The 17,276-nt window shown below is 68.2% G+C and carries 19 protein-coding genes and 2 pseudogenes; 15 read left to right on the forward strand and 6 right to left on the reverse strand.

The window, feature by feature from the left end; all coding sequences use genetic code 11:
* Nucleotides 1-152 precede the first annotated feature (152 nt).
* On the reverse strand, nucleotides 153-1,646 hold the full coding sequence (locus E0E39_RS04045; RefSeq protein ID WP_130873598.1) for a leucyl aminopeptidase: 1,494 nt from the start codon (nucleotides 1,644-1,646) through the stop codon (nucleotides 153-155).
* A 232-nt stretch (nucleotides 1,647-1,878) separates the two neighbouring features.
* Here E0E39_RS04045 and E0E39_RS16000 point away from each other — a divergent pair, with 232 nt between their 5' ends.
* The 9 genes and pseudogenes from E0E39_RS16000 (at nucleotide 1,879) to rocF (ending at nucleotide 9,211) form a co-directional block, all read left to right on the forward strand.
* Complete coding sequence (locus tag E0E39_RS16000; RefSeq protein ID WP_207302407.1) at nucleotides 1,879-2,715, forward strand: ABC transporter transmembrane domain-containing protein; 837 nt, start codon at nucleotides 1,879-1,881, stop codon at nucleotides 2,713-2,715.
* Nucleotides 2,712-3,620, forward strand: a complete 909-nt coding sequence (locus E0E39_RS16005) for an ATP-binding cassette domain-containing protein (protein ID WP_207302408.1) — start codon at nucleotides 2,712-2,714, stop codon at nucleotides 3,618-3,620. Before E0E39_RS16000 ends, E0E39_RS16005 begins: the two co-directional genes overlap by 4 nt.
* Before the next feature lie 35 nt (nucleotides 3,621-3,655).
* Nucleotides 3,656-4,885 (forward strand): annotated as a pseudogene (locus tag E0E39_RS04055) (ATP-binding cassette domain-containing protein); the annotation flags it as partial.
* A gap of 74 nt (nucleotides 4,886-4,959) precedes the next feature.
* Complete coding sequence (locus E0E39_RS16555) at nucleotides 4,960-5,349, forward strand: ATP-binding cassette domain-containing protein (protein WP_281275611.1); 390 nt, start codon at nucleotides 4,960-4,962, stop codon at nucleotides 5,347-5,349.
* Nucleotides 5,282-6,414 (forward strand): annotated as a pseudogene (locus E0E39_RS16260) (FecCD family ABC transporter permease). Before E0E39_RS16555 ends, E0E39_RS16260 begins: the two are co-directional and overlap by 68 nt.
* A 34-nt stretch (nucleotides 6,415-6,448) precedes the next feature.
* A complete protein-coding gene (locus E0E39_RS16015; protein ID WP_207302411.1) occupies nucleotides 6,449-7,021 on the forward strand; it encodes an ABC transporter substrate-binding protein in 573 nt (190 codons plus the stop codon).
* Nucleotides 6,976-7,437 carry an ABC transporter substrate-binding protein gene (locus tag E0E39_RS16020; RefSeq protein ID WP_207302570.1) on the forward strand — a complete coding sequence of 154 codons (462 nt, stop codon included), beginning with the start codon at nucleotides 6,976-6,978 and terminating at the stop codon, nucleotides 7,435-7,437. The genes E0E39_RS16015 and E0E39_RS16020 overlap by 46 nt, the downstream gene beginning before the upstream one ends.
* 3 nt (nucleotides 7,438-7,440) lie before the next feature.
* Nucleotides 7,441-8,214 (forward strand): ABC transporter ATP-binding protein, encoded by a 774-nt coding sequence (locus tag E0E39_RS04070; RefSeq protein ID WP_130873599.1) that lies wholly within the window; start codon nucleotides 7,441-7,443, stop codon nucleotides 8,212-8,214.
* Between the two features lie 79 nt (nucleotides 8,215-8,293).
* Nucleotides 8,294-9,211: an arginase gene (gene rocF / locus E0E39_RS04075; protein ID WP_130873600.1), complete on the forward strand. Its 918-nt coding sequence runs from the start codon at nucleotides 8,294-8,296 to the stop codon at nucleotides 9,209-9,211.
* Nucleotides 9,212-9,358: 147 nt separating this feature from the next.
* On the opposite strand, the gene E0E39_RS04080 is transcribed toward rocF, so the two are convergent.
* Together E0E39_RS04080 and E0E39_RS04085 are read right to left on the reverse strand one after the other, a co-directional pair.
* Nucleotides 9,359-9,565, reverse strand: coding sequence for a hypothetical protein (locus E0E39_RS04080; protein WP_130873601.1), 207 nt, complete (start codon nucleotides 9,563-9,565; stop codon nucleotides 9,359-9,361).
* Nucleotides 9,562-10,299, reverse strand: a complete 738-nt coding sequence (locus E0E39_RS04085; RefSeq protein WP_130873602.1) for a DUF3043 domain-containing protein — start codon at nucleotides 10,297-10,299, stop codon at nucleotides 9,562-9,564. Before E0E39_RS04085 ends, E0E39_RS04080 begins: the two co-directional genes overlap by 4 nt.
* 147 nt (nucleotides 10,300-10,446) lie before the next feature.
* On the opposite strand from E0E39_RS04085, the gene E0E39_RS04090 reads away from it, so the two are divergent.
* Genes E0E39_RS04090 through E0E39_RS04105 form a run of 4 tightly spaced genes read left to right on the forward strand, consistent with a single transcriptional unit; the run spans nucleotide 10,447 to nucleotide 12,794 of the window.
* The gene (locus E0E39_RS04090; RefSeq protein WP_130873603.1) at nucleotides 10,447-11,250 is read left to right on the forward strand and encodes a PspA/IM30 family protein; all 804 of its coding nucleotides are present in this window, start codon (nucleotides 10,447-10,449) and stop codon (nucleotides 11,248-11,250) included.
* Complete coding sequence (gene pspAA, locus E0E39_RS04095; RefSeq protein WP_130873604.1) at nucleotides 11,247-11,570, forward strand: PspA-associated protein PspAA; 324 nt, start codon at nucleotides 11,247-11,249, stop codon at nucleotides 11,568-11,570. The genes E0E39_RS04090 and pspAA overlap by 4 nt, the downstream gene beginning before the upstream one ends.
* Nucleotides 11,567-12,418: a glycerate kinase gene (locus tag E0E39_RS04100; RefSeq protein ID WP_130873605.1), complete on the forward strand. Its 852-nt coding sequence runs from the start codon at nucleotides 11,567-11,569 to the stop codon at nucleotides 12,416-12,418. The genes pspAA and E0E39_RS04100 overlap by 4 nt, the downstream gene beginning before the upstream one ends.
* Before the next feature lie 28 nt (nucleotides 12,419-12,446).
* On the forward strand, nucleotides 12,447-12,794 hold the full coding sequence (locus tag E0E39_RS04105) for a HesB/IscA family protein (protein WP_245988186.1): 348 nt from the start codon (nucleotides 12,447-12,449) through the stop codon (nucleotides 12,792-12,794).
* 21 nt (nucleotides 12,795-12,815) lie between these two features.
* On the opposite strand, the gene E0E39_RS04110 is transcribed toward E0E39_RS04105, so the two are convergent.
* Entirely contained in the window at nucleotides 12,816-14,273 is a 1,458-nt protein-coding gene (locus E0E39_RS04110; protein WP_130873606.1) for a GuaB1 family IMP dehydrogenase-related protein, read from the reverse strand.
* Nucleotides 14,274-14,356: 83 nt separating this feature from the next.
* On the opposite strand from E0E39_RS04110, the gene E0E39_RS04115 reads away from it, so the two are divergent.
* Both E0E39_RS04115 and trpD read left to right on the forward strand, forming a co-directional pair.
* Complete coding sequence (locus E0E39_RS04115) at nucleotides 14,357-14,755, forward strand: response regulator (protein WP_130873607.1); 399 nt, start codon at nucleotides 14,357-14,359, stop codon at nucleotides 14,753-14,755.
* Nucleotides 14,752-15,786 (forward strand): anthranilate phosphoribosyltransferase, encoded by a 1,035-nt coding sequence (trpD, locus tag E0E39_RS04120; RefSeq protein WP_130873608.1) that lies wholly within the window; start codon nucleotides 14,752-14,754, stop codon nucleotides 15,784-15,786. Before E0E39_RS04115 ends, trpD begins: the two co-directional genes overlap by 4 nt.
* 4 nt (nucleotides 15,787-15,790) lie before the next feature.
* Here trpD and E0E39_RS04125 read toward each other — a convergent pair whose 3' ends face one another.
* Nucleotides 15,791-16,312, reverse strand: a complete 522-nt coding sequence (locus E0E39_RS04125; protein ID WP_130873609.1) for a prepilin peptidase — start codon at nucleotides 16,310-16,312, stop codon at nucleotides 15,791-15,793.
* Between the two features lie 125 nt (nucleotides 16,313-16,437).
* The gene (locus tag E0E39_RS16675) at nucleotides 16,438-17,193 is read right to left on the reverse strand and encodes a sunset domain-containing protein (RefSeq protein WP_130873610.1); all 756 of its coding nucleotides are present in this window, start codon (nucleotides 17,191-17,193) and stop codon (nucleotides 16,438-16,440) included.
* Nucleotides 17,194-17,276 lie beyond the last annotated feature (83 nt).

A 17,276-nucleotide genomic window follows, 5' to 3' on the forward strand; every position in this document is an offset into this window, starting at 1 on the left:
GGACCGAAATGTTCATGTATTTTGTCGGGCCGAACCGGGAGTGTCCTCCCGGTGTTCGTCCCCCGGTCGGGAGGCGAGAGGGTGCCGGAAAACGGCCGCGGGGTACCGGAGTGCGTCTCCGGTACCCCGCGAAGCCGCTGTGGCCGGAGCCCTCAGCTGACCAGTTGGGTCGCCAGTGCCACCAGGGTGCGCACCGCGGCACCGGTGCCGCCGACCGGTGTGCAGCCGTAGGGGGACTCGTCGTTCCAGGCCGGGCCCGCGATGTCCAGGTGTGCCCAGGAGACACCGTCCGGGATGAAGTGCTGCAGGAAGGCCGCCGCGCTCAGGGCCCCGCCGTAGCGGCCCTTGCCGCCGGAACGCAGGTCCGCGACATCCGACTTCAACCCCTCACGGATGTCATCGGTGATCGGCAGGTGCCAGAAACCCTCCCCTGCCGCCTCGGCCGCGTCGAGCAGGCGATCAGCGGTGGCGTCGTCGCTGGCCATGAGCCCGGCGGTGCGTTTCCCGAGGGCCACCATGCAGGCTCCCGTGAGAGTGGCGACGTCCACGATCAGGTTCGGGGAGTCGGTGCCGGCACGCCCCAGCGCGTCGGCCATCACGAGGCGGCCCTCGGCGTCGGTGTTGACGTTCTCGACGGTGGTTCCGTCGAACATGGTGAGCACATCGGCGGAGCGGTAGGCGGTGCCGGATGGAAGGTTCTCGGCCATGGCGGCGTAGGTGGTGACCTTGACCGACAACCCCAGGGCGGCGATGGCCCGGGTGGCGGCGATCACGGCGGCCGCCCCTGACATGTCGCAGGTCATGGAGGCCATCTGCCCGGCGGGTTTGATGTCCAGGCCGCCGGAGTCGAAGGTGATGCCCTTGCCCACCAGTCCCAGGTGGAACTTCGCGCCGCGCGGGGCCCAGGTGAGACGAAGCAGGCGCGGGGCTCTCGACGAGCCGCCGCCCACAGCCAGGATGCCGCCGTAGCCGCCCTTGGCGAGGGCCTTCTCGTCGAGGATCTCGGCCCCGACCTTGAGATCCGAGACGTGGGCCTTGGCGGATTCCGCGAAGGTCTCGGGGTAGAGCAGGTTGGGTGGGGTGTTGATCCAGTCGCGGGCCTGCACCACGGCGGCCGCGACGACCCCGGCCTCCTCGACGGATTCCTTGAGCTGGGCGCGCCCGGTCACGAGAGTGATGGCGGCCACGGCGTTCTTCTGGGGCTTCCGGGTGACGCGGGGAATGCGGTATGCGCCCAGCACGGCGCCCTCCGCGGCGGCCCGCGCCAGCTCGGGGTCGTGCAGCTCGAGGGAGATGGTGACGTTCAGGTTCTCGACGTCCTTCGTGCCGCTGATCTTCCGCAGGGCGACCCCGCACGCGTGCCTGAGAGCCGACGGGGTGACATCGACATCACCCAGGCCGACCACGACGAGTCGCTGGGGAACGGGGGGCAGGGCGGCCAGCGTGCCGAGTTCGCTGCGTGCGCCCAGAGCGACGGCTGCCTCCAGTAGCGGTGACGGGAGTTGCTTGCTCCATGCCTTCTCCAGTTCCGCCGGCACCCCGACGAGGGTCGGGGTCCCGCCGACGCTGGTGAGGCCGACCACGACGACGTCGGCGTCCCGGTCGATGCTCTTTGCGGTCTTCAGGGCGGGAATGTTGGTGCTCACCGGGCCAGCTTAGAGGCTTCGCCGGGGAGTCGCGCGTGGGCCCCGTGAGCGGGATTCCGCGGCTGCGTCGCGCGCGGCGAGGGGAGGTAAGGCGTCGCAAATCGGGGCTAGGGACCATTACCAATTCAGCTTAAGATACCCTAACTTTTGTTTGTGGCCGGGTAAACCGTGCGCAACGCCGGCGTCAAGTGACCGCTTGCCCGATTCCACTGTGTTGTCGGAAGGGAGTTCAATGCTGTTGCAGCATCAATCAGTCGTCAGAGCGGCTGGGGTGGGCGTCCGGTTGTTGGGTTTCCCGGTGCTCGCGGGCCTGGGAAGTTCCGCTCTGCTCATCTCGGCTGCCTGGATCAATGCCGCGCTGTTCAACGAGCTTCTGGGGCAGCGGCGCCCGGACCAGCTCGCGTGGCTGGCCGGGGCCCTCGGAGTCGTCCTGGTGCTGCGTCCCCTGGCCGAGTTCCTGGGGGAGATCGCCCAGAACCGTTCCGGCCTGGTCGTCAAACGCAACCTGCGGTGCGCACTGCTGGCCAAGTTCGAGGAACTCGGACCGATGCGTTCCGATGCGGGCTGCAGCGGTGCGCTGCACTCCGTCCTCACCGACGGCATCGAGGCGGTGGAACCCTACTTCGTGAAGTACCTCTCCCAACTGGTGGTCACGGTGGCCGTCGCCCTGGCCATCACCGTGATGATCGGTGTGCACAGCGCGCTCATCGCGGGCATCCTCCTGGTCTGTGGCATGGCGGTGGTCGCCATCCCGCGGATCTGGGACAGGGTGCTCGCCGAGCGGGGAAGGGAGCACTGGGACGCCTACGAGAACATGAACTCCGACTTCATCGACGCCATGCTGGGAATGACCACGCTCAAGTCCTTCGGGGCGGCCGGATACTACGGGCAGCAGCTGGAGACGCAGTCCACGCGGCTGCTGGACTCGACCCTCGGCCAGCTCCGGCTCTCCCTGGGCGAGACCGGGCTCAGCGGTGCCATGAAGGTGCTGGGACCCGCCGTGGCCCTCGTCCTGGGGATCGGCCAGATCAGAGGGGATCGCTCACCCTCGGGTCGCTCTTCCTGGTGATACTCCTGTCCATCGAGTTGTTCCGGCCGTTCACCGCCCTCTCCGGCATCTGGCACGAATCCTTCTACGGAATCTCCGCAGCCAGCCAGATGAGCGCGCTGTTCCGGCTGGCGCCCGGTAATCCCCGGCCATCCGGGGAGGGATGGGGCAAACCCCCGGCGGGGGACATCGAGTTCGACAACGTCGTCTACAGCTACCCGGGAGCCGGGCAACCTGCGCTGGATGGGGCGTCCTTCCGGATTCCCGCCGGCGCCGTGACCGCGATCGTCGGTCTGTCCGGTTCGGGGAAGTCCACCGCCCTCGGACTGCTGATGGGATTCGATCGACCCGCTGAAGGAAGGATCCGCGTCGGCGGGGTGGACCCCGCCACCATTCCCGTCGAACGGTTGATCACCCTGGTGCCGCAGGACCCACTCCTGTTCCCGGGAACCGTCCGCGAGATTCTCGCCGAGGCCAATCCCGGGGCCGGCGAGGCGCAGATGCTGACCACCCTGGGGACAGCACAGGCCCAGGATCTGAGGACATTCGACGCCGGGGAGGAGAACGGCATCCTCGATGTGAGGGTCCTGGAACGGGGAACGAACCTCTCGGGCGGTCAGAAACAGCGGCTGGCGATTGCCCGGGCGTTGATCAGGGAAACCCCGGTTCTGATCCTGGACGAATCCACCTCGGCCCTGGACTCCCGCACGGAGCAGCGGTTGCTGGCCGGGATCAGGGAGAGACACCCGGGTCTGACCCTCATCCTCGTCACCCACCGGATCGACGCCGCATCGAGTGCCGATCACGTCATCGTCATGGAACACGGCCGGGTCGCCTGCCAGGGTTCCCCGGGGGAACTGCTGGCGGAGCCCGGGAGCCCCTGGGCCGGACTCGTCGCCATGCAAGCCGGACGGGAGGCAGTGTGAGAACCGCGATCCGTGAAGTACTGCACCTGCTCGGGATGCTGAAAACCTGCCGGGGCCTGTTCGCCGCATCCACGGTGGTCACCATGCTGTCGCAGCTGACGTTGGTGTCGGTCAGCATCACATCGGTGTGGATCACCACCACCCTGATCGCCGACCCGGACGCCGGACTGTCGCTGCTGACCGGGGTGCTGTTCGGGGGCGTCGCCTTCCACGCGTTGAGCCTCCTGCTCGAGGTCTGGTGGTCCCACGAGGTGGCCTACCGGATCCTCCACATCCTCCGGGTCCGGATCTACGCGGCGATCAGGCGCATCGCCCCCCTGGGGTTGCAGGGAAGAAGAACCGGGGACGTGGCGTCCGCGGCCATGGGTGACGCGGAGACCCTGGAGTGGTTCTACGCGCACACCGCGAGTACTGCCATCTGCGCGGTCATCAGCCCCGCCCTGATGATCGGCATCCTCTGCTGGCTGGTGGGGCCGATCGGCCTTGTGATGGCGTTCGCGTGCGTGCTGCTGGTCGCCTGCCCGCTGCTGCTGATGGGAGTCCAGACGCGGCAGGGGATCAGGCTCAGGAAGAGCCTTTCCGACCTGCGCGTCACGGCACTGGACTTCGTGCACGGGCAACGGGAGCTGCGCAGCCTGGGAATGGTGGAACGCCAGGGGTCGGCGATCCTGTCGGGAACCGATTCGATCCAGTGGATCAAACTCGGGCAGTCACTGAGGCAGTCGGTGGAGAAGGCCTGTGGTGGGATCCTCACCGCCGTCGCGACCCTGGTCCTCATAGTTGTCCTGACCGGTGGGGTCATCGATGGCAGGATCGCCCCGGACATCCTGCCCGTGGCCATCGTGCTGGCCGGGATGAGCATCGCCCCGGTCATCTCCCTGACCGGGATGCTCGCCCGGGTGGGGGAGATCGGCGCCTGTGCCGGGAGAATCCGGGGAATCCTGGAGGTGGAGGACCCGATCCCCGCGACTCCGGAGACGGGGCTGCGCTCGCGACCCGGCGAGCAGGGAGAGCTCGACCTCGAATCGGTGTCGTTCGCCTACGGCGACGAGGAGGTGCTGAAGGACGTCACCCTGTCCGTGGAACCGGGACGCTCGATCAGCCTGGTGGGTCCCTCCGGGGCGGGAAAGACGACCATCGCCAACCTGGTGATGCGATTCCTGGATCCCGGCGAGGGCGAGGTGCGTTTCAACGGCGAGAACCTGCGGGCCGTCGCCCCCGACGAGCACCGCGAACGACTGGCCCTGGTGCCGCAGGACTGCCACATCTTCGCCGGAACGGCGGCTCCAACCTGTCCCTGGCCCGGCCGGAGGCATCCGATGCCCAGCTGTGGGAGGCCCTGGAGAGGGCCGGCCTGGCGGAGATGGTGCGCCGGCTGGGCGGGCTGGAGGCCAGGATCGGCGACCGTGGTGCCAACCTCTCGGGAGGCGAACGTCAACGCCTCGGGATCGCGCGGGCCTTCCTCCGCGATCCCGAGCTGCTGATCCTGGATGAGCCGCTGGCGAACCTCGACCCGTTCCTGGAGGCCGAGATCTCGGCGAACATGGCCCGGCTCAGGTCGGACAGGACGACCGTGGTCATCGCCCACCGGCTCACCTCGATCAGGATGGCGGAGAGGATCATCGTCCTGAACGACGGGCGGATCGAGGCCAGCGGGAACCATGACGAGCTCCTGGGCAACCCGTTCTACAGGAACCTGCTCGGAACCCAGATCGGGGACGAGACATGACCGCTCCCGCCTGCACGGGAAAGGGCGACACGTGATCGCGACCTTCACCGGGAGGGCGTTGCTGAATCTCGGGCTGACGATCCTCCTGATCCTCGTCGTCATCCTCGGGGTCGTCGTCGGCGCCACCGACATCGGCCTCGAGACGACGCTCAAGGGAATCTGGGCCGCCGTCGGAGGGCAGGGCACCGAGGCTCTGGGACTGTCCACCGTCGATGCCCAGATCGTGGGTGACGTCCGGTTGCCCCGCGCCATCCTCGGGGCGCTGGCCGGGGCCGGGCTGGCGGTGTGTGGGTTGGTGGCCCAGTCCCTGCTCAGGAACCCCTGGGGGATCCCTACCTGCTGGGGATCTCCTCGGGTGCCTCCACCGGGGCGGCTATCGTCATGGTGTTCGGGGCCTCCAGCGCGGCGATCGGCTCCCTGGGAATCACGGGCGGTGCCTTCCTGGGAGCTCTCCTGTCGATCGTCGTCGTCGCCTTCCTGGCCTCTGCCGGCGGCAGGATCACCGTCAACCGGATCATCTTCGCGGGGATGGCCGTCAGCTACTTCTTCTCCGCTGTCACGAGCCTGACGACCCTGCTGGCCAGGAACGCCGCCGGGGCCCGGTCGGTGATGTTCTGGATCCTGGGATCGCTGTCCGCGGCGTCCTGGCAGGACGTGTGGCTCGCGGGCCCCGTGACCCTGGCGGCCCTCGGGGCCTTCACCCTGCTGGGACGCAGAATCGACCTGTTGAACCTGGGCGACGACCAGGCGCGTTCCCTCGGCACATCCCCGGTTCCCTACCGGAACGCCGCATTCATCCTGCTGGCCCTCACCGTGGCGGTTCTCGTGTCGGTCACCGGAACCATCGGGTTCGTGGGCCTGATCATTCCCCACCTGGCGAAACTGCTGGTGGGAACCGTGACGCGACGGGCCCTCCCCGTGGCGGCTCTCAGCGGGGCGATCCTGCTCGTGGCGGCGGACATCGGGGCCCGGATCGTTCTCAGACCCGCGGAGCTGCCCATCGGGATCCTCACCGCCATCATCGGGACACCGACGCTGATGGTGCTGATCCGCAACCATTCATGACCATTCCGGAAATGACGAGGACAAGGAGATATCCATGAAACCCACATCCACGCCCGCCAGGCTGGCCGCGCTGGTGCTGGGGGTCGCGGCCACCGTCACCACGTTCAGCGGCTGCTCCCCGGCGAACACCACCGAGACGACCAGCGGCGAGGCCATGACCATGAGCAACTGCGGCAAGAACACGACCTTCACCACCCCACCGTCGAAGGTGCTGTCGCTGGGAGTCTCGGGGCTGGCCTATCTCTATGCCGCGGGAGCCAAGGAGAAGATCGTCGCCCGGGCCAACGAGTACGGGGAACCAGCCGCCTCGTGGATGGGCGGCGGTGCCGACGACATCAGGATCGCAGCCGACTCGGGCATGTCCGTCGAGGGGGTGATCGGGCTGCAACCCGACCTGGTCTACGGCGGGGGGTTCGATTCCTCCCAGCTCCCACCCGAACGCCTGATCGAGAAGGGCATTCCGGCGGTCGTCGACCAACCCGAATGCCACTACCTCTACTCCGATCAGAAGAGGATGAGTCATTCGACGCGATCCTCACCGAGGTCTCCCGGCTCGGGAAGGTGCTCGGCACCTCCGACAAGGCCGAGGCCGAGGTCGCAACCCTGAGGGGGGAGCTCGACAGGCTGGCCAGGGAGAAACCCGGAGCGGGACGGAAAGTGGCCTTCGCATACTACTTCGGCGAGGAGGAAGGCCTCTTCAGTTACGGGGAGGCGGGCGTGATGGGCGACATGATGAAGTCGCTGGACCTCAGGACGGCGGTGGACCCCAGCTACCACCCCCACCAGGGTCCGATCGCCCCCGAGGCCTTCGTGAAATCCGACGCCGACCTGATAGTCGTGCTCCTGGGCATGGGGGGAGCGACCAAGGAATCGACCATGCAGCGGCTACAGGCGATTCCCGGGTTCCAGGACATGAAAGCGGTCAAGGACGGCAAGATCTTCTACGCCGAGTCCGCCATCGCCTACGCATCCCCGTCGGCCATCCACGGGGCCATCGAACTGGCCTCCAAGATCAAGCAGTAACCCATGGATCTCCCCCTGGAAGCCCGTGGCGTCACAGTCAGCTTCGGCGATTTCACGGCGGTGAAATCCGTCACCTTCGACATCGCCAGGGGAAGGATCGTCGGCATCGCCGGCCCCAACAGATCCGGCAAGACGACCCTGCTCAAGGCGATCCACGGCGCGCAGCAAATCACCGACGGGACGGTCAGCATCGAGGGGGAGCCCCTGTCCCGGCTCGGGACCCGGCAGGTGGCACGGAAACTGGCCGTCGTCTCGCAGTTCGAGGACAGCGGGGAACGGATGCGCGTGGCGGACCTCGTGATGCTGGGCCGGGCGCCCCACCGCCGCGACATCGAGGGCTACAGCCGCCAGGACCACCGGATCGTCGAGGATGCCCTGGCCGCGGTGGGGTTCTCCGGGATCGCGGACCGCTACGTCCACACCCTCTCCGGAGGGGAGAGACAGCGCATCCTCATCGCCCGGGCGCTGGCGCAGCGATGCGACCTGGTGTTGATGGACGAGCCCACCAACCATCTGGACATCCGTTACCAGCACCAGATCATGACCTTGGTGCGGGAGGTCGTGGAAACCGCGGTGATCGTTCTCCACGACCTCAACATCGTCTCGCGGTACTGCGACGAGGTGCTGGTGCTGAGGAGGGGTGAACTGGTGGCCTCGGGGGTGCCGCCAGAGGTGCTGACCACGGAACTCATCGCCGAGATCTGGGGAACCCGAGCCCTGGAGGTGGAGGACGACGGGGTCAAGCAGTTCGTGTTCCAGGGGTGCGCCGCGCAGTGATCCCGGCCTCGGTGAGACCTCCCGTGGCGTGGCTGGTGGTGCCCGGCCCGACAGGGAGCCGGGTCGTTAGCATGGTGGGATGAAACTGACTCTCATCGGAGCCCCCACTGACATCGGCGCCAGTGTCGCGGGCTGTCGCCTCGGGCCCGGGGCGTTGCGTGTCGCCGGTATCGGGAAGGCCCTGCGGGCCTTCGGAGTGGATGTCCGTGACGCGGGTGACGTCACCGGGCCGCCGAATCCCCAGACCCCGCCGGTTGACGGCTATCGCCACCTGCCGGAGGTGATCGAGTGGAACCGGGCGGTGCGTGACGCCGTCGCCGCCGAACTGGCGGATGGCCGGATGCCGGTGCTGATGGGCGGCGACCACAGCCTCGCCATCGGCAGCATCAGCGCCATCGCCGCGCACTGCCGCAGGGTCGGCAAGAAGCTGCGCATCATCTGGGTGGACGCCCACGCCGACATCAACACCAACGAGCTCACTCCCTCCGGGAACATCCACGGCATGCCGGTGGCCTGCCTTCTCGGAGACGGACCGGAGGAGCTGACCGGCATGTCGGACCGGAGGCCCGCCATCGAGGTGGACAACATCCGCCAGGTCGGGCTGCGCAGCGTCGATCCCGGCGAGAAACGGGTGCTCGTGGATAAGGGCCTCGAGGTGTTCGACATGCGCTTCCTCGACGAGGCCGGCATGCGTCACGCCATGGAACGCGCCCTTCACGACATCGACGAGGACACCCACATCCACCTCAGTCTCGATCTCGACTTCGTGGACCCGCAGGTCGCGCCCGGTGTCGGGACCCCCGTCGTCGGGGGACCGACCTACCGGGAGGCGCAGCTGGCCATGGAGATGATCGCCGACACCGGGAGGCTGGGCTCCATCGACCTCGTCGAGATCAACCCGGCGCTCGACATCCGCAACACCACCGCCGAACTCGCCGTCGACCTCGTCGAGAGCCTGTTCGGCAAATCCACCCTGCTTCGTTTCACCGAGGCCTGAGGCATCGGATCACCCCGGGCAACGGGGCATGACCACACCGGGCCCACCGCTTCGTGGCCGGGCTTTCCCGCCTGGAAGCGGTGGGCCCAGTGGCGGGGGCGTGACCTGCGGCCGGTCCGCTGGGCGGAAACGGCCGGAGCAGGGGTATCAGGCCGACAAGGACATGGGTGGCTGGACCTGCCGGTCGGCGTCCCAGAGGGCGACCTCCGTCACCCCGGCCTCCAGCAGATCGGACCAGTACAACCCGAGCCAGTCCTCGGCCTCCGGCTGGCTGCCGAACTCGGGCAGCAGGTCCTGCGACCTGAGATCGTCCATGTCGTGGGTGCCCGCGGCCGGGCGCCACTGGTAGCTCATATCGTCTCCCCACGGTTGATCCGGGGCGTCGGCCGCCTGAAACGGCGGATCATCAACGACCGGTTGAACATGTACATCAACAATCCCCGAAGACTGGCCCTCGGGACGCGCTGCAGCAGGAGCTTCTTGAACCCCCGCCACATGAACCACGTGTTGATGAAACTCAGGATGAGCATCACCCACAGCCCGAGCCCGATGGAGACGCTGATCAACGGCCACTGGGCCGTGGCCATCGTCCCGGCCATGATCAGGATCATCGCGGGGAACATGAACTCGGTGATCGTCCACCGGGTGTCGACGTAGTCGCGGGCCAGGACGCGTTCAGGTGACGCCTCGACCTTGTCCCACGCGTCGATCCGGGCCCTGGCCTGGGCGTCGCGGTCGGCCTTGCGCTGTTCCTTCGGGCTCAGGTTCGGGTGCAGCCGCTGCATCCGCGCGGCCTCCGCCTGCTTGCGGGTGAGGGTCGGCTCCGACTTGCGCACCGGTTGGCGGCGGGTCACCCTCACCTTCCCGGACCCGGTCGGGGTTTTGTCCGGTGTCCCGGCCCCGGGCGTCGTCTCCCGGGTTTTCCGGCCGCTCTCGTCCTGGTTCTTCTTCTCCTCGGGGGCGGTGGCCTTTCCCTTCGGGACGGTGGTCCCGGTTTTCCGGTCGGGTTCTGGTACCAACCGGGTCCGTTGGTAGGGTTTGCGTCCCGGTTGATCGGTCTTGCGCTCGTAGGGGCGGAACAGTGCCACGGGATCTGCCTTCGAGTGGATGGGTGAATTCGGTTGGTCATTCTAACGGCCTGTCAACATCAGGGAGCGAATCAGGGTGGTACCGGCCCCACGCCGGCCCCGGGGACGGTACGGTTGACGGAGTAGATCAGCAGTGGAAGGACCCCAATGGCAGGCATCTTTGAGCGGATCGCCTTGATGTTCAAGAGCAAGGCTCACAAAACACTAGACAAGTACGAGGACCCGCGCGAGACCTTGGACTACTCCTACGAGCGCCAGCTCGAGCTGCTCCGCAAGGTGCGCCGGGGAGTGGCGGACGTGGCCACCAGTCGCAAACGCGTCGAGCTCCAGGCCCAGAAGATGAGCTCCGAGATCGACCGTTACACCGTCACCGCGCAGCGTGCCCTTGAATCCAACCGCGAGGATCTTGCCCGCGAGGCCCTGACCCGCAAGGCCGGCCTCACCACCCAGCTGCAGGACCTCCAGAACCAGCACGCGGCTCTCCAGGCGGAGGAGGAGAAACTGGTGCGCGCCAGCACCCGGCTCCAGGCGAAGGTGGACGCCTTCCGCACCCGCAAGGAGACGATCAAGGCCACCTATTCGGCTGCCGAGGCGCAGACCCGGATCAACGAGGCCTTCACCGGCATCTCCGAGGAGATGAGCGACGTGGGCATGGCCATCCAGCGCGCCGAGGACAAGACCCTGCAGCTGCAGGCCCGCGCCTCCGCCGTCGACGAGCTGCTGGCCTCCGGGGCCCTGGAGGACTCCACGGGTTCGGTCGGGAGCGATCTCGACCGCGAACTCGACGCCCTGGCATCCGGGTCCTCGGTCGAGAACGAACTCGCCGCCATGAAGGCGCAGCTCAGCGGCGGTTCCGGCACCACGAACCCCCAGATCTCCTCCACACCCACAACCAATTTCCCGATGATCGAGAACACCAGGACCACCAACAACAACGGGGGGCAGGCATGATCGTTCGTATCATGGGGCTCGGACAGTGGACCATGGAGCCCGAGCAGCTGCTCGAACTCAACACGATCGACGAGGCGGTCGAGCAGGCCGTCAAGGCCGGGGACCAGGAGCAGCTCCACGAGGAACTCCAACGGCTCGTCGAGGCCGTCCGCAGCAACGGCCAGGAGGTGCCCGACGATCTGATCGTCGAATCCGATCTCGTGCTGCCCGACGTGGACGCCACCCTCGAGGAGGTGCGGGAACTGCTCGACAGCACCTCCGAGTACTACGGACTCATTCCGGACCCGGAAGCGGGCCTCGAAACCGCCCAGAGCGAGTGAGGGTCCTGGTCTCCTGCGACCGAATCGGACGCCTCGGCGCGGCCGGGGCGTCCGATGCCGTTGCGGAGGCTTTCGTGGGGCGGGGCGCGCAGGTTGCCGTCGCACCCGTGAGCGCGGGAGGCAACGGGTTCGCCGAGGCCGTGGCGCGATTTTCCCCGGACGCGCGGGTGCTGGCCGCCGAGAACCCCCGCCAGGCGTGCGACATGCTGGCGGAGGGCCCCGATTACCTGGACGTCACCGCCGTGGCCGCCCCGGGGCTGGAGGAGCTGCTGGCGCTGCCGGTGACCCCCGCACACGAGGGAACCACCGTGGTGGTGCCGCACCGCGAGGCGGGACGCACCCTGACGGGGCTGACGGGATCGCTGGCGGAGCGGGGCCGGGAAACCGGGGCCGGCATCGCGGCGACGCTGGCGGAGGATTCCCGCGCCGCCGCGTGGCTGGGGCGGCTGGGGGTGACCGACCGGGCGCCCGCGGGGGCGCTCTGTGGGCTCGGCGCGTGGGCGCTGGGGTGTGGGGCGCGGGTGGCCTCGGGAATCGAGGTCTGCGGCCAGGGCCACCGGCTGTCGACGCTGGCCGCCAGGGCTGACCTGGTGGTCACGGGAACGGACGTGCTGGACCTCCACCGCCGCGGCGGGGACGTGGTGGCCGAACTGACGCGCCTGGGCGTCGAAGCACTGAGACCCGTCGTCGTGGTGGCGGGCCGGAACTTCGTCTCTCCTCGGGAACTGCGCCTGGCCGGGATCGAGGAGGCGCACGCCGTGGCTCCCCCCGGGGTGGGTGAAATTGACATCACCCCTGAGCAGCTGGGAACCGTGGCGCGGCGGGTGGCCGACACCTGGACTTGGTGAGGCCGCGAAGAGAAGTAGAATCGGATCCGTGAGTGAAACCCAGACTGTTCCCCAGGGCGTCGTACTGACCGACGTCGCCGTCTCCAAGGTGCGTTCCCTGCTGGAGGCCGAGGGCCGCACTGACCTGAGCCTGCGCATCGCGGTGCAACCGGGTGGTTGCTCCGGGCTGCGTTACCAGTTGTACTTCGACGACCGCGAACTCGACGGAGACATCGCAACCGAGTACGGCGACGTGAAAGTCGTCACGGACAGGATGAGCGCCCCCTACCTCGGTGGGGCCTCCATCGATTTCGTCGACACAATCGAGAAGCAGGGCTTCACGATCGACAACCCGAACGCCACGGGAGCCTGCGCCTGTGGCGATTCCTTCCACTGACCCCTCGGAGGCGGGGCCCGGTCACCAGCTCGTGCTGACCGGGCGTCCCTCCTCGAAGCCCGACCCGGACTGCACCCCGACCACGGCCCGGTCGGCGAACTCCGCGAGCGTTCGGGCACCCGCGTAGGTGGCGGAGCTGCGCACCCCGGATGTGATCCAGTCGAGCAGGTCCTCGACACCCGGGCGCTGCGGATCCAGATACATCCGCGACGACGAGATACCCTCCTCGAACAGAGCGGCCCGGGCCCGGTCGAAGGCGGACTGTTCCCGCGTGCGCTGCCTGACCGCACGGGCGGAGGCCATCCCGAAGCTCTCCTTGTAGGCCCGGCCCTCGTGATCGAACAACTGATCACCGGTGGATTCGTGGGTACCGGCGAACCAGGAACCGATCATCACGGAACCGGCCCCGGCCGCCAGCGCCAGGGCGACGTCGCGAGGATGCCTCACCCCGCCGTCGGCCCACACCGCGCAGCCGCTGCTGCGGGCCTGCTCCGAGCACTCGAGGACCGCGGAGAACTGGGGCCGGCCGACACCGGTCTGCATACGGGTGGTGCACATCGCACCCGGTCCAACACCCACCTTGACGATGTCGGCGCCGGCCCCCGCGAGGTCGCGCACCCCCTCGGCGGTCACGACGTTTCCCGCGACGATCGGCACCCGCCTTCCGGTGCGTTCAGCGAACCGGTCGCGTTCCCCGCGCACCAGCCCCAACGCGGCGATCATCTTCTCCTGATGCCCGTGGGCGGTGTCGACCACCAGCACGTCGGCCTGTGCATCCAGTGCCGCCAGCACCTTGGCGGTCACGTCGCCGTTGATCCCGATCGCGACCCCTGCTCGCAGGCGCCCCCGTTCGTCGAGCGCGGGGGCGTAGAGGGCCGAGCGCAGCGCCCCCTTGCTGGTCATGATCCCGATCAGCAGGCCTTCCGCATCAACGGCCAGGGCCACCTTCTGGTGCCGTTCCGAGAGGGAGTCGAAAACCTGTTTCGGCGCGGTGTCCGGCGGGACGGTGATGATGTCGCTGGTCATCACGTCACGGGCCTGGGCGAAACGGTCGGCGGTCGCCGCGTCCTGTGGATGAACCAGCCCCGCGACCTTGCCGGACTCCACCACCACGGCAACCCCGTGTGACCGTTTGGCCATCAGGCCGACGGTATCCCCGACCGTGGTGTCGGGGGAGACCGTCACCGCGGTGTCGAAGACGGGGTGGGAACGCTTCACCTTCGCGATGGAACGCGCCACCACCTCCACCGGGATGTCCTGGGGAAAGATCGCGAGCCCGCCGCGACGAGCCATGGTCTCGGCCATGCGCCTACCCGAGACCGCCGTCATGTTCGCGGCCACCAGGGGCAGCGGCGTGGCGAGCCCGTCGGTGGAGGTCAGATCCACATCCAGCCGGGAAGCGACGTCGGAGCGGTTCGGCACCATGAACACATCCGCATAGGTGAGGTCCGTGGTGGGCCTCTCATTCAGGAAACGCACACGTGCAGCCTACGACTCGCCCGTCCACGGTCATCACGGGAGGGCTACGATGTTGCGAAGTCACACGTGGCCAAGGAGAGACTATGAGCGACGAGACCCTCAGGGTGCTGCTGTATTCCAGCGACCGGACGGTGCGGGAGCAGGTGCGGCTGGCCCTCGGAGGAAGAGTGGCCTCCGACCTGCCTCCCATCGAGGTGGAGGAGGTGGCCACCGGGCAGGCCATGCTGAAACGATTGGACGCCGACCCCGGGTTCGCCCTTCTCATCCTGGACGGTGAGGCCCAGCCCGAGGGCGGCATCGGCCTGGCGCACCAGGTCAAGGAGGAGTACGACCCAGGCCCGCCGGTGCTGCTGCTGGTGGCCCGCGTGGCCGATGCGTGGCTCGGCACGTGGTCGCGTGCCGAGGCGATCTCCGCCTACCCCGTCGACCCGATCCGGCTGCCGACCCAGGTGGCCGAGCTGCTGAGGGAGAAGGTGGCATGACCCACACATGGCCGGACATCCTGACCGGACTGGTCCGCCGCGAGGGCCTGGAGACCGAGGCCGCGCAGTGGGCACTCAACGAGATCCTCTCGGGCCGCGCCAGCGACGTGCAGCTCGCGGCGCTGCTGGTCGCGTTGCGAGCCAAGGGGGAGACGGCCGAGGAGATCGAGGGGCTCAGCTCCGCGATGCTCGACAACGCGGTCCCGGTCACCCTCGATCGCGAGGCCGTGGACGTGGTGGGCACGGGAGGTGATCGGGCCAACACCGTCAACGTCTCCACCATGGCGGCCCTGGTGGCGGCAGCCGCCGGTGCGAAGGTGATCAAGCACGGTTCGCGTGCGGCATCCTCGCAGGCCGGTACCGCCGACACCCTGGAGGCGCTCGGCGTGAACATCATGCTGGAGCCGACCAGGCAGGCCGCGGTCCTGGAGAAGGTCGGTATCACATTCCTGTTCGCCCAGCTCCACCATCCCGCGATGAAGCATGTCGCGGGGGTGCGGAAACAGCTGGCCATTCAAACCACCTTCAATTTCCTCGGGCCTTTGTCCAATCCCGCCCGTCCCCAGGCGATGGCCCTGGGCGTGGCCAACGACGACATCGCTCCCGTCGTGGCGCGGGTGCTGGCGGGACGTGGGGTACGGGGGCTGGTTTTCCGTGGTTTCGACGGCCTCGACGAACTGACCACCACATCCGCCTCGGACGTGTGGTTGCTGGCCGACGGGCGGGTGCATCGCACCACCCTGGACCCGGCGGAGCTCGGGCTGCCGCCAGCCGCCCCCTCCGACCTGAGGGGAGGCGATGCGCAACACAACGCCCAGGTGGTGCGGGACCTGGTGGCGGGCAGGACCGGCCCGGTCCGTGACATCGTGGTCCTCAACGCGGCCGCCGCCCTGCTGGCCTACCGCGGGGTGAGCCCCGTGGTGCCGCTCGCGGAGCAGCTGACGAGGACCCTCGCCGACGCCAACCGAGCCCTAGACGACGGCAGCGCCCAGCGGAAACTCGACACCTGGATCGAGGCGACCAGCGGTTGAGGGATCAGCCGCCGGTCAGCGCGGCCGCCACCACGGGACCCAGCCACAGCGCCGGGCCGTAGGGGAAGGGCTGCGAGGCCCGCCCACGAAGCGCGTGGACGATCGCCCAGACCGCTCCGATGAGGGTGCCCACCAGCAACGCCGTCGCCCATGACTGGAGGCCCATCGCACCGGCCACCGCTCCCACCAGCAGCCCGAGCCTGACGTCCCCGAATCCGAAACTACGGGAGAAGCGCCACACCAGCCAGAACATCCCGGCGGCGGCCAGGGCCCCCGACAAGGCCGTGACGAGCACGGCGGGGACGTGGACGGCAACCACCGCCAGGCCCGCCGCCACCTGGGAGGTGGCGATCCAGTGCAGGCGTTTCGGCAACCACATGGTCCTGAAGTCCACCCACACCAGCGCCCCTCCCGCGCCGAGATACCCGAACCACAGCGGCAGCTGCACGACAGGCACCCGCCAGAGCAGGAAACTGCACCCGAGAACCATCAACCCCAGCGCGACGGCATCCCGTGGCCTCGCCAAGGAGCGGTAATCGGGCGGGGGATCGTCCGGGTCGGGCGAAACACGAGGCAGCCGCGGCACCACCACGATGAGGTGGGCCGCGGCTGCCGATGCGCTGGCACAGGCCAGCAGGAACAGAACCAGGCTCAGCGCTGGGCCTTCGTGAACCCGGCCGCCTCGGCGGCCTCCTCCGAGTTGAACCAGACCTCGGCGATCGTCAGTTCGTATCCGCGGGTACCGGGAACGTGGTACTTCTTCGAGCGCTCATTTCCCTTGAAGATGTAGCCCTCGGGCGGATTGGGGCCGACGTAGGAGCCCTCACCGAAGCTCTCCTTCGGGGATGCCGGCGCGGGCGCGGTCTGGGTTGTGGAGGCGGCGGGTTCGTTGAACTTCGCGGCGGTGGCGAAGGTGTCGTTGTTGTTGACGTAGGCCCGCGAAGGCTCATGCGCGGTCCAGCCGTCATCCTTGGGGGTCAGGAAGTGCCTGACCGCAGCAACGGCACCGGCGACGAGGGAACCGATGAACACGAACTTCGCGAACTTCTTGAACTTTCCGCCCTTGCGCTTCTTCTTCACGGGCGCGGGCTTGTGACCGGCGGCCTTGTGCAGGGCCTGCTGCAGGTTGGGCAGCAACTCGCCGGTGACCTTGTCGTGGGCCGCATCAACGGCCGGGGGAACACGGTCGAGCGCGCCGCGGATGTGCGGCTCCCAGACGTCGAGGCGTTTCGAGGCGAAATCCGCCGTGCGTTTCCCCGCCTCGCGTGCGAAAGGAGCGGCCTTGCGCTGCGCCTCCGCGAGAATCGCGGCGGCCCTCTCGATGGCGTCGTCCCAGATGGTGCGGCCAGCTTCCGCGGCGGCGGCGGCAGATTCCGCGGCGGCCTTGGTCAGTCGTGACTTCTTCACTGCATTCCTCCAATGATTGGCTCGTGATCGAGCACATCCAACGCTACCCGGTTCCGGGCGTGGGCGAGGTGAAACCGGGAACA

It is taken from the genome of [Pseudopropionibacterium] massiliense, from assembly GCF_900607225.1.
GTDB classification, from domain to species: domain Bacteria; phylum Actinomycetota; class Actinomycetes; order Propionibacteriales; family Propionibacteriaceae; genus Arachnia; species Arachnia massiliensis.

Bases quoted from the DNA above. Each gene is read 5' to 3' on its own strand.
- E0E39_RS16000 (WP_207302407.1), top strand. From the start codon at position 1,879: ATGCTGTTGCAGCATCAATCAGTCGTCAGAGCGGCTGGGGTGGGCGTC.
- trpD (WP_130873608.1), top strand. From the start codon at position 14,752: ATGACCCACACATGGCCGGACATCCTGACCGGACTGGTCCGCCGCGAG.
- rocF (WP_130873600.1), top strand. From the start codon at position 8,294: ATGAAACTGACTCTCATCGGAGCCCCCACTGACATCGGCGCCAGTGTC.
- E0E39_RS04070 (WP_130873599.1), top strand. From the start codon at position 7,441: ATGGATCTCCCCCTGGAAGCCCGTGGCGTCACAGTCAGCTTCGGCGAT.
- pspAA (WP_130873604.1), top strand. From the start codon at position 11,247: ATGATCGTTCGTATCATGGGGCTCGGACAGTGGACCATGGAGCCCGAG.
- E0E39_RS04080 (WP_130873601.1), bottom strand. From the start codon at position 9,565: ATGAGCTACCAGTGGCGCCCGGCCGCGGGCACCCACGACATGGACGAT.
- E0E39_RS04090 (WP_130873603.1), top strand. From the start codon at position 10,447: ATGGCAGGCATCTTTGAGCGGATCGCCTTGATGTTCAAGAGCAAGGCT.
- E0E39_RS04115 (WP_130873607.1), top strand. From the start codon at position 14,357: ATGAGCGACGAGACCCTCAGGGTGCTGCTGTATTCCAGCGACCGGACG.
- E0E39_RS16015 (WP_207302411.1), top strand. From the start codon at position 6,449: ATGAAACCCACATCCACGCCCGCCAGGCTGGCCGCGCTGGTGCTGGGG.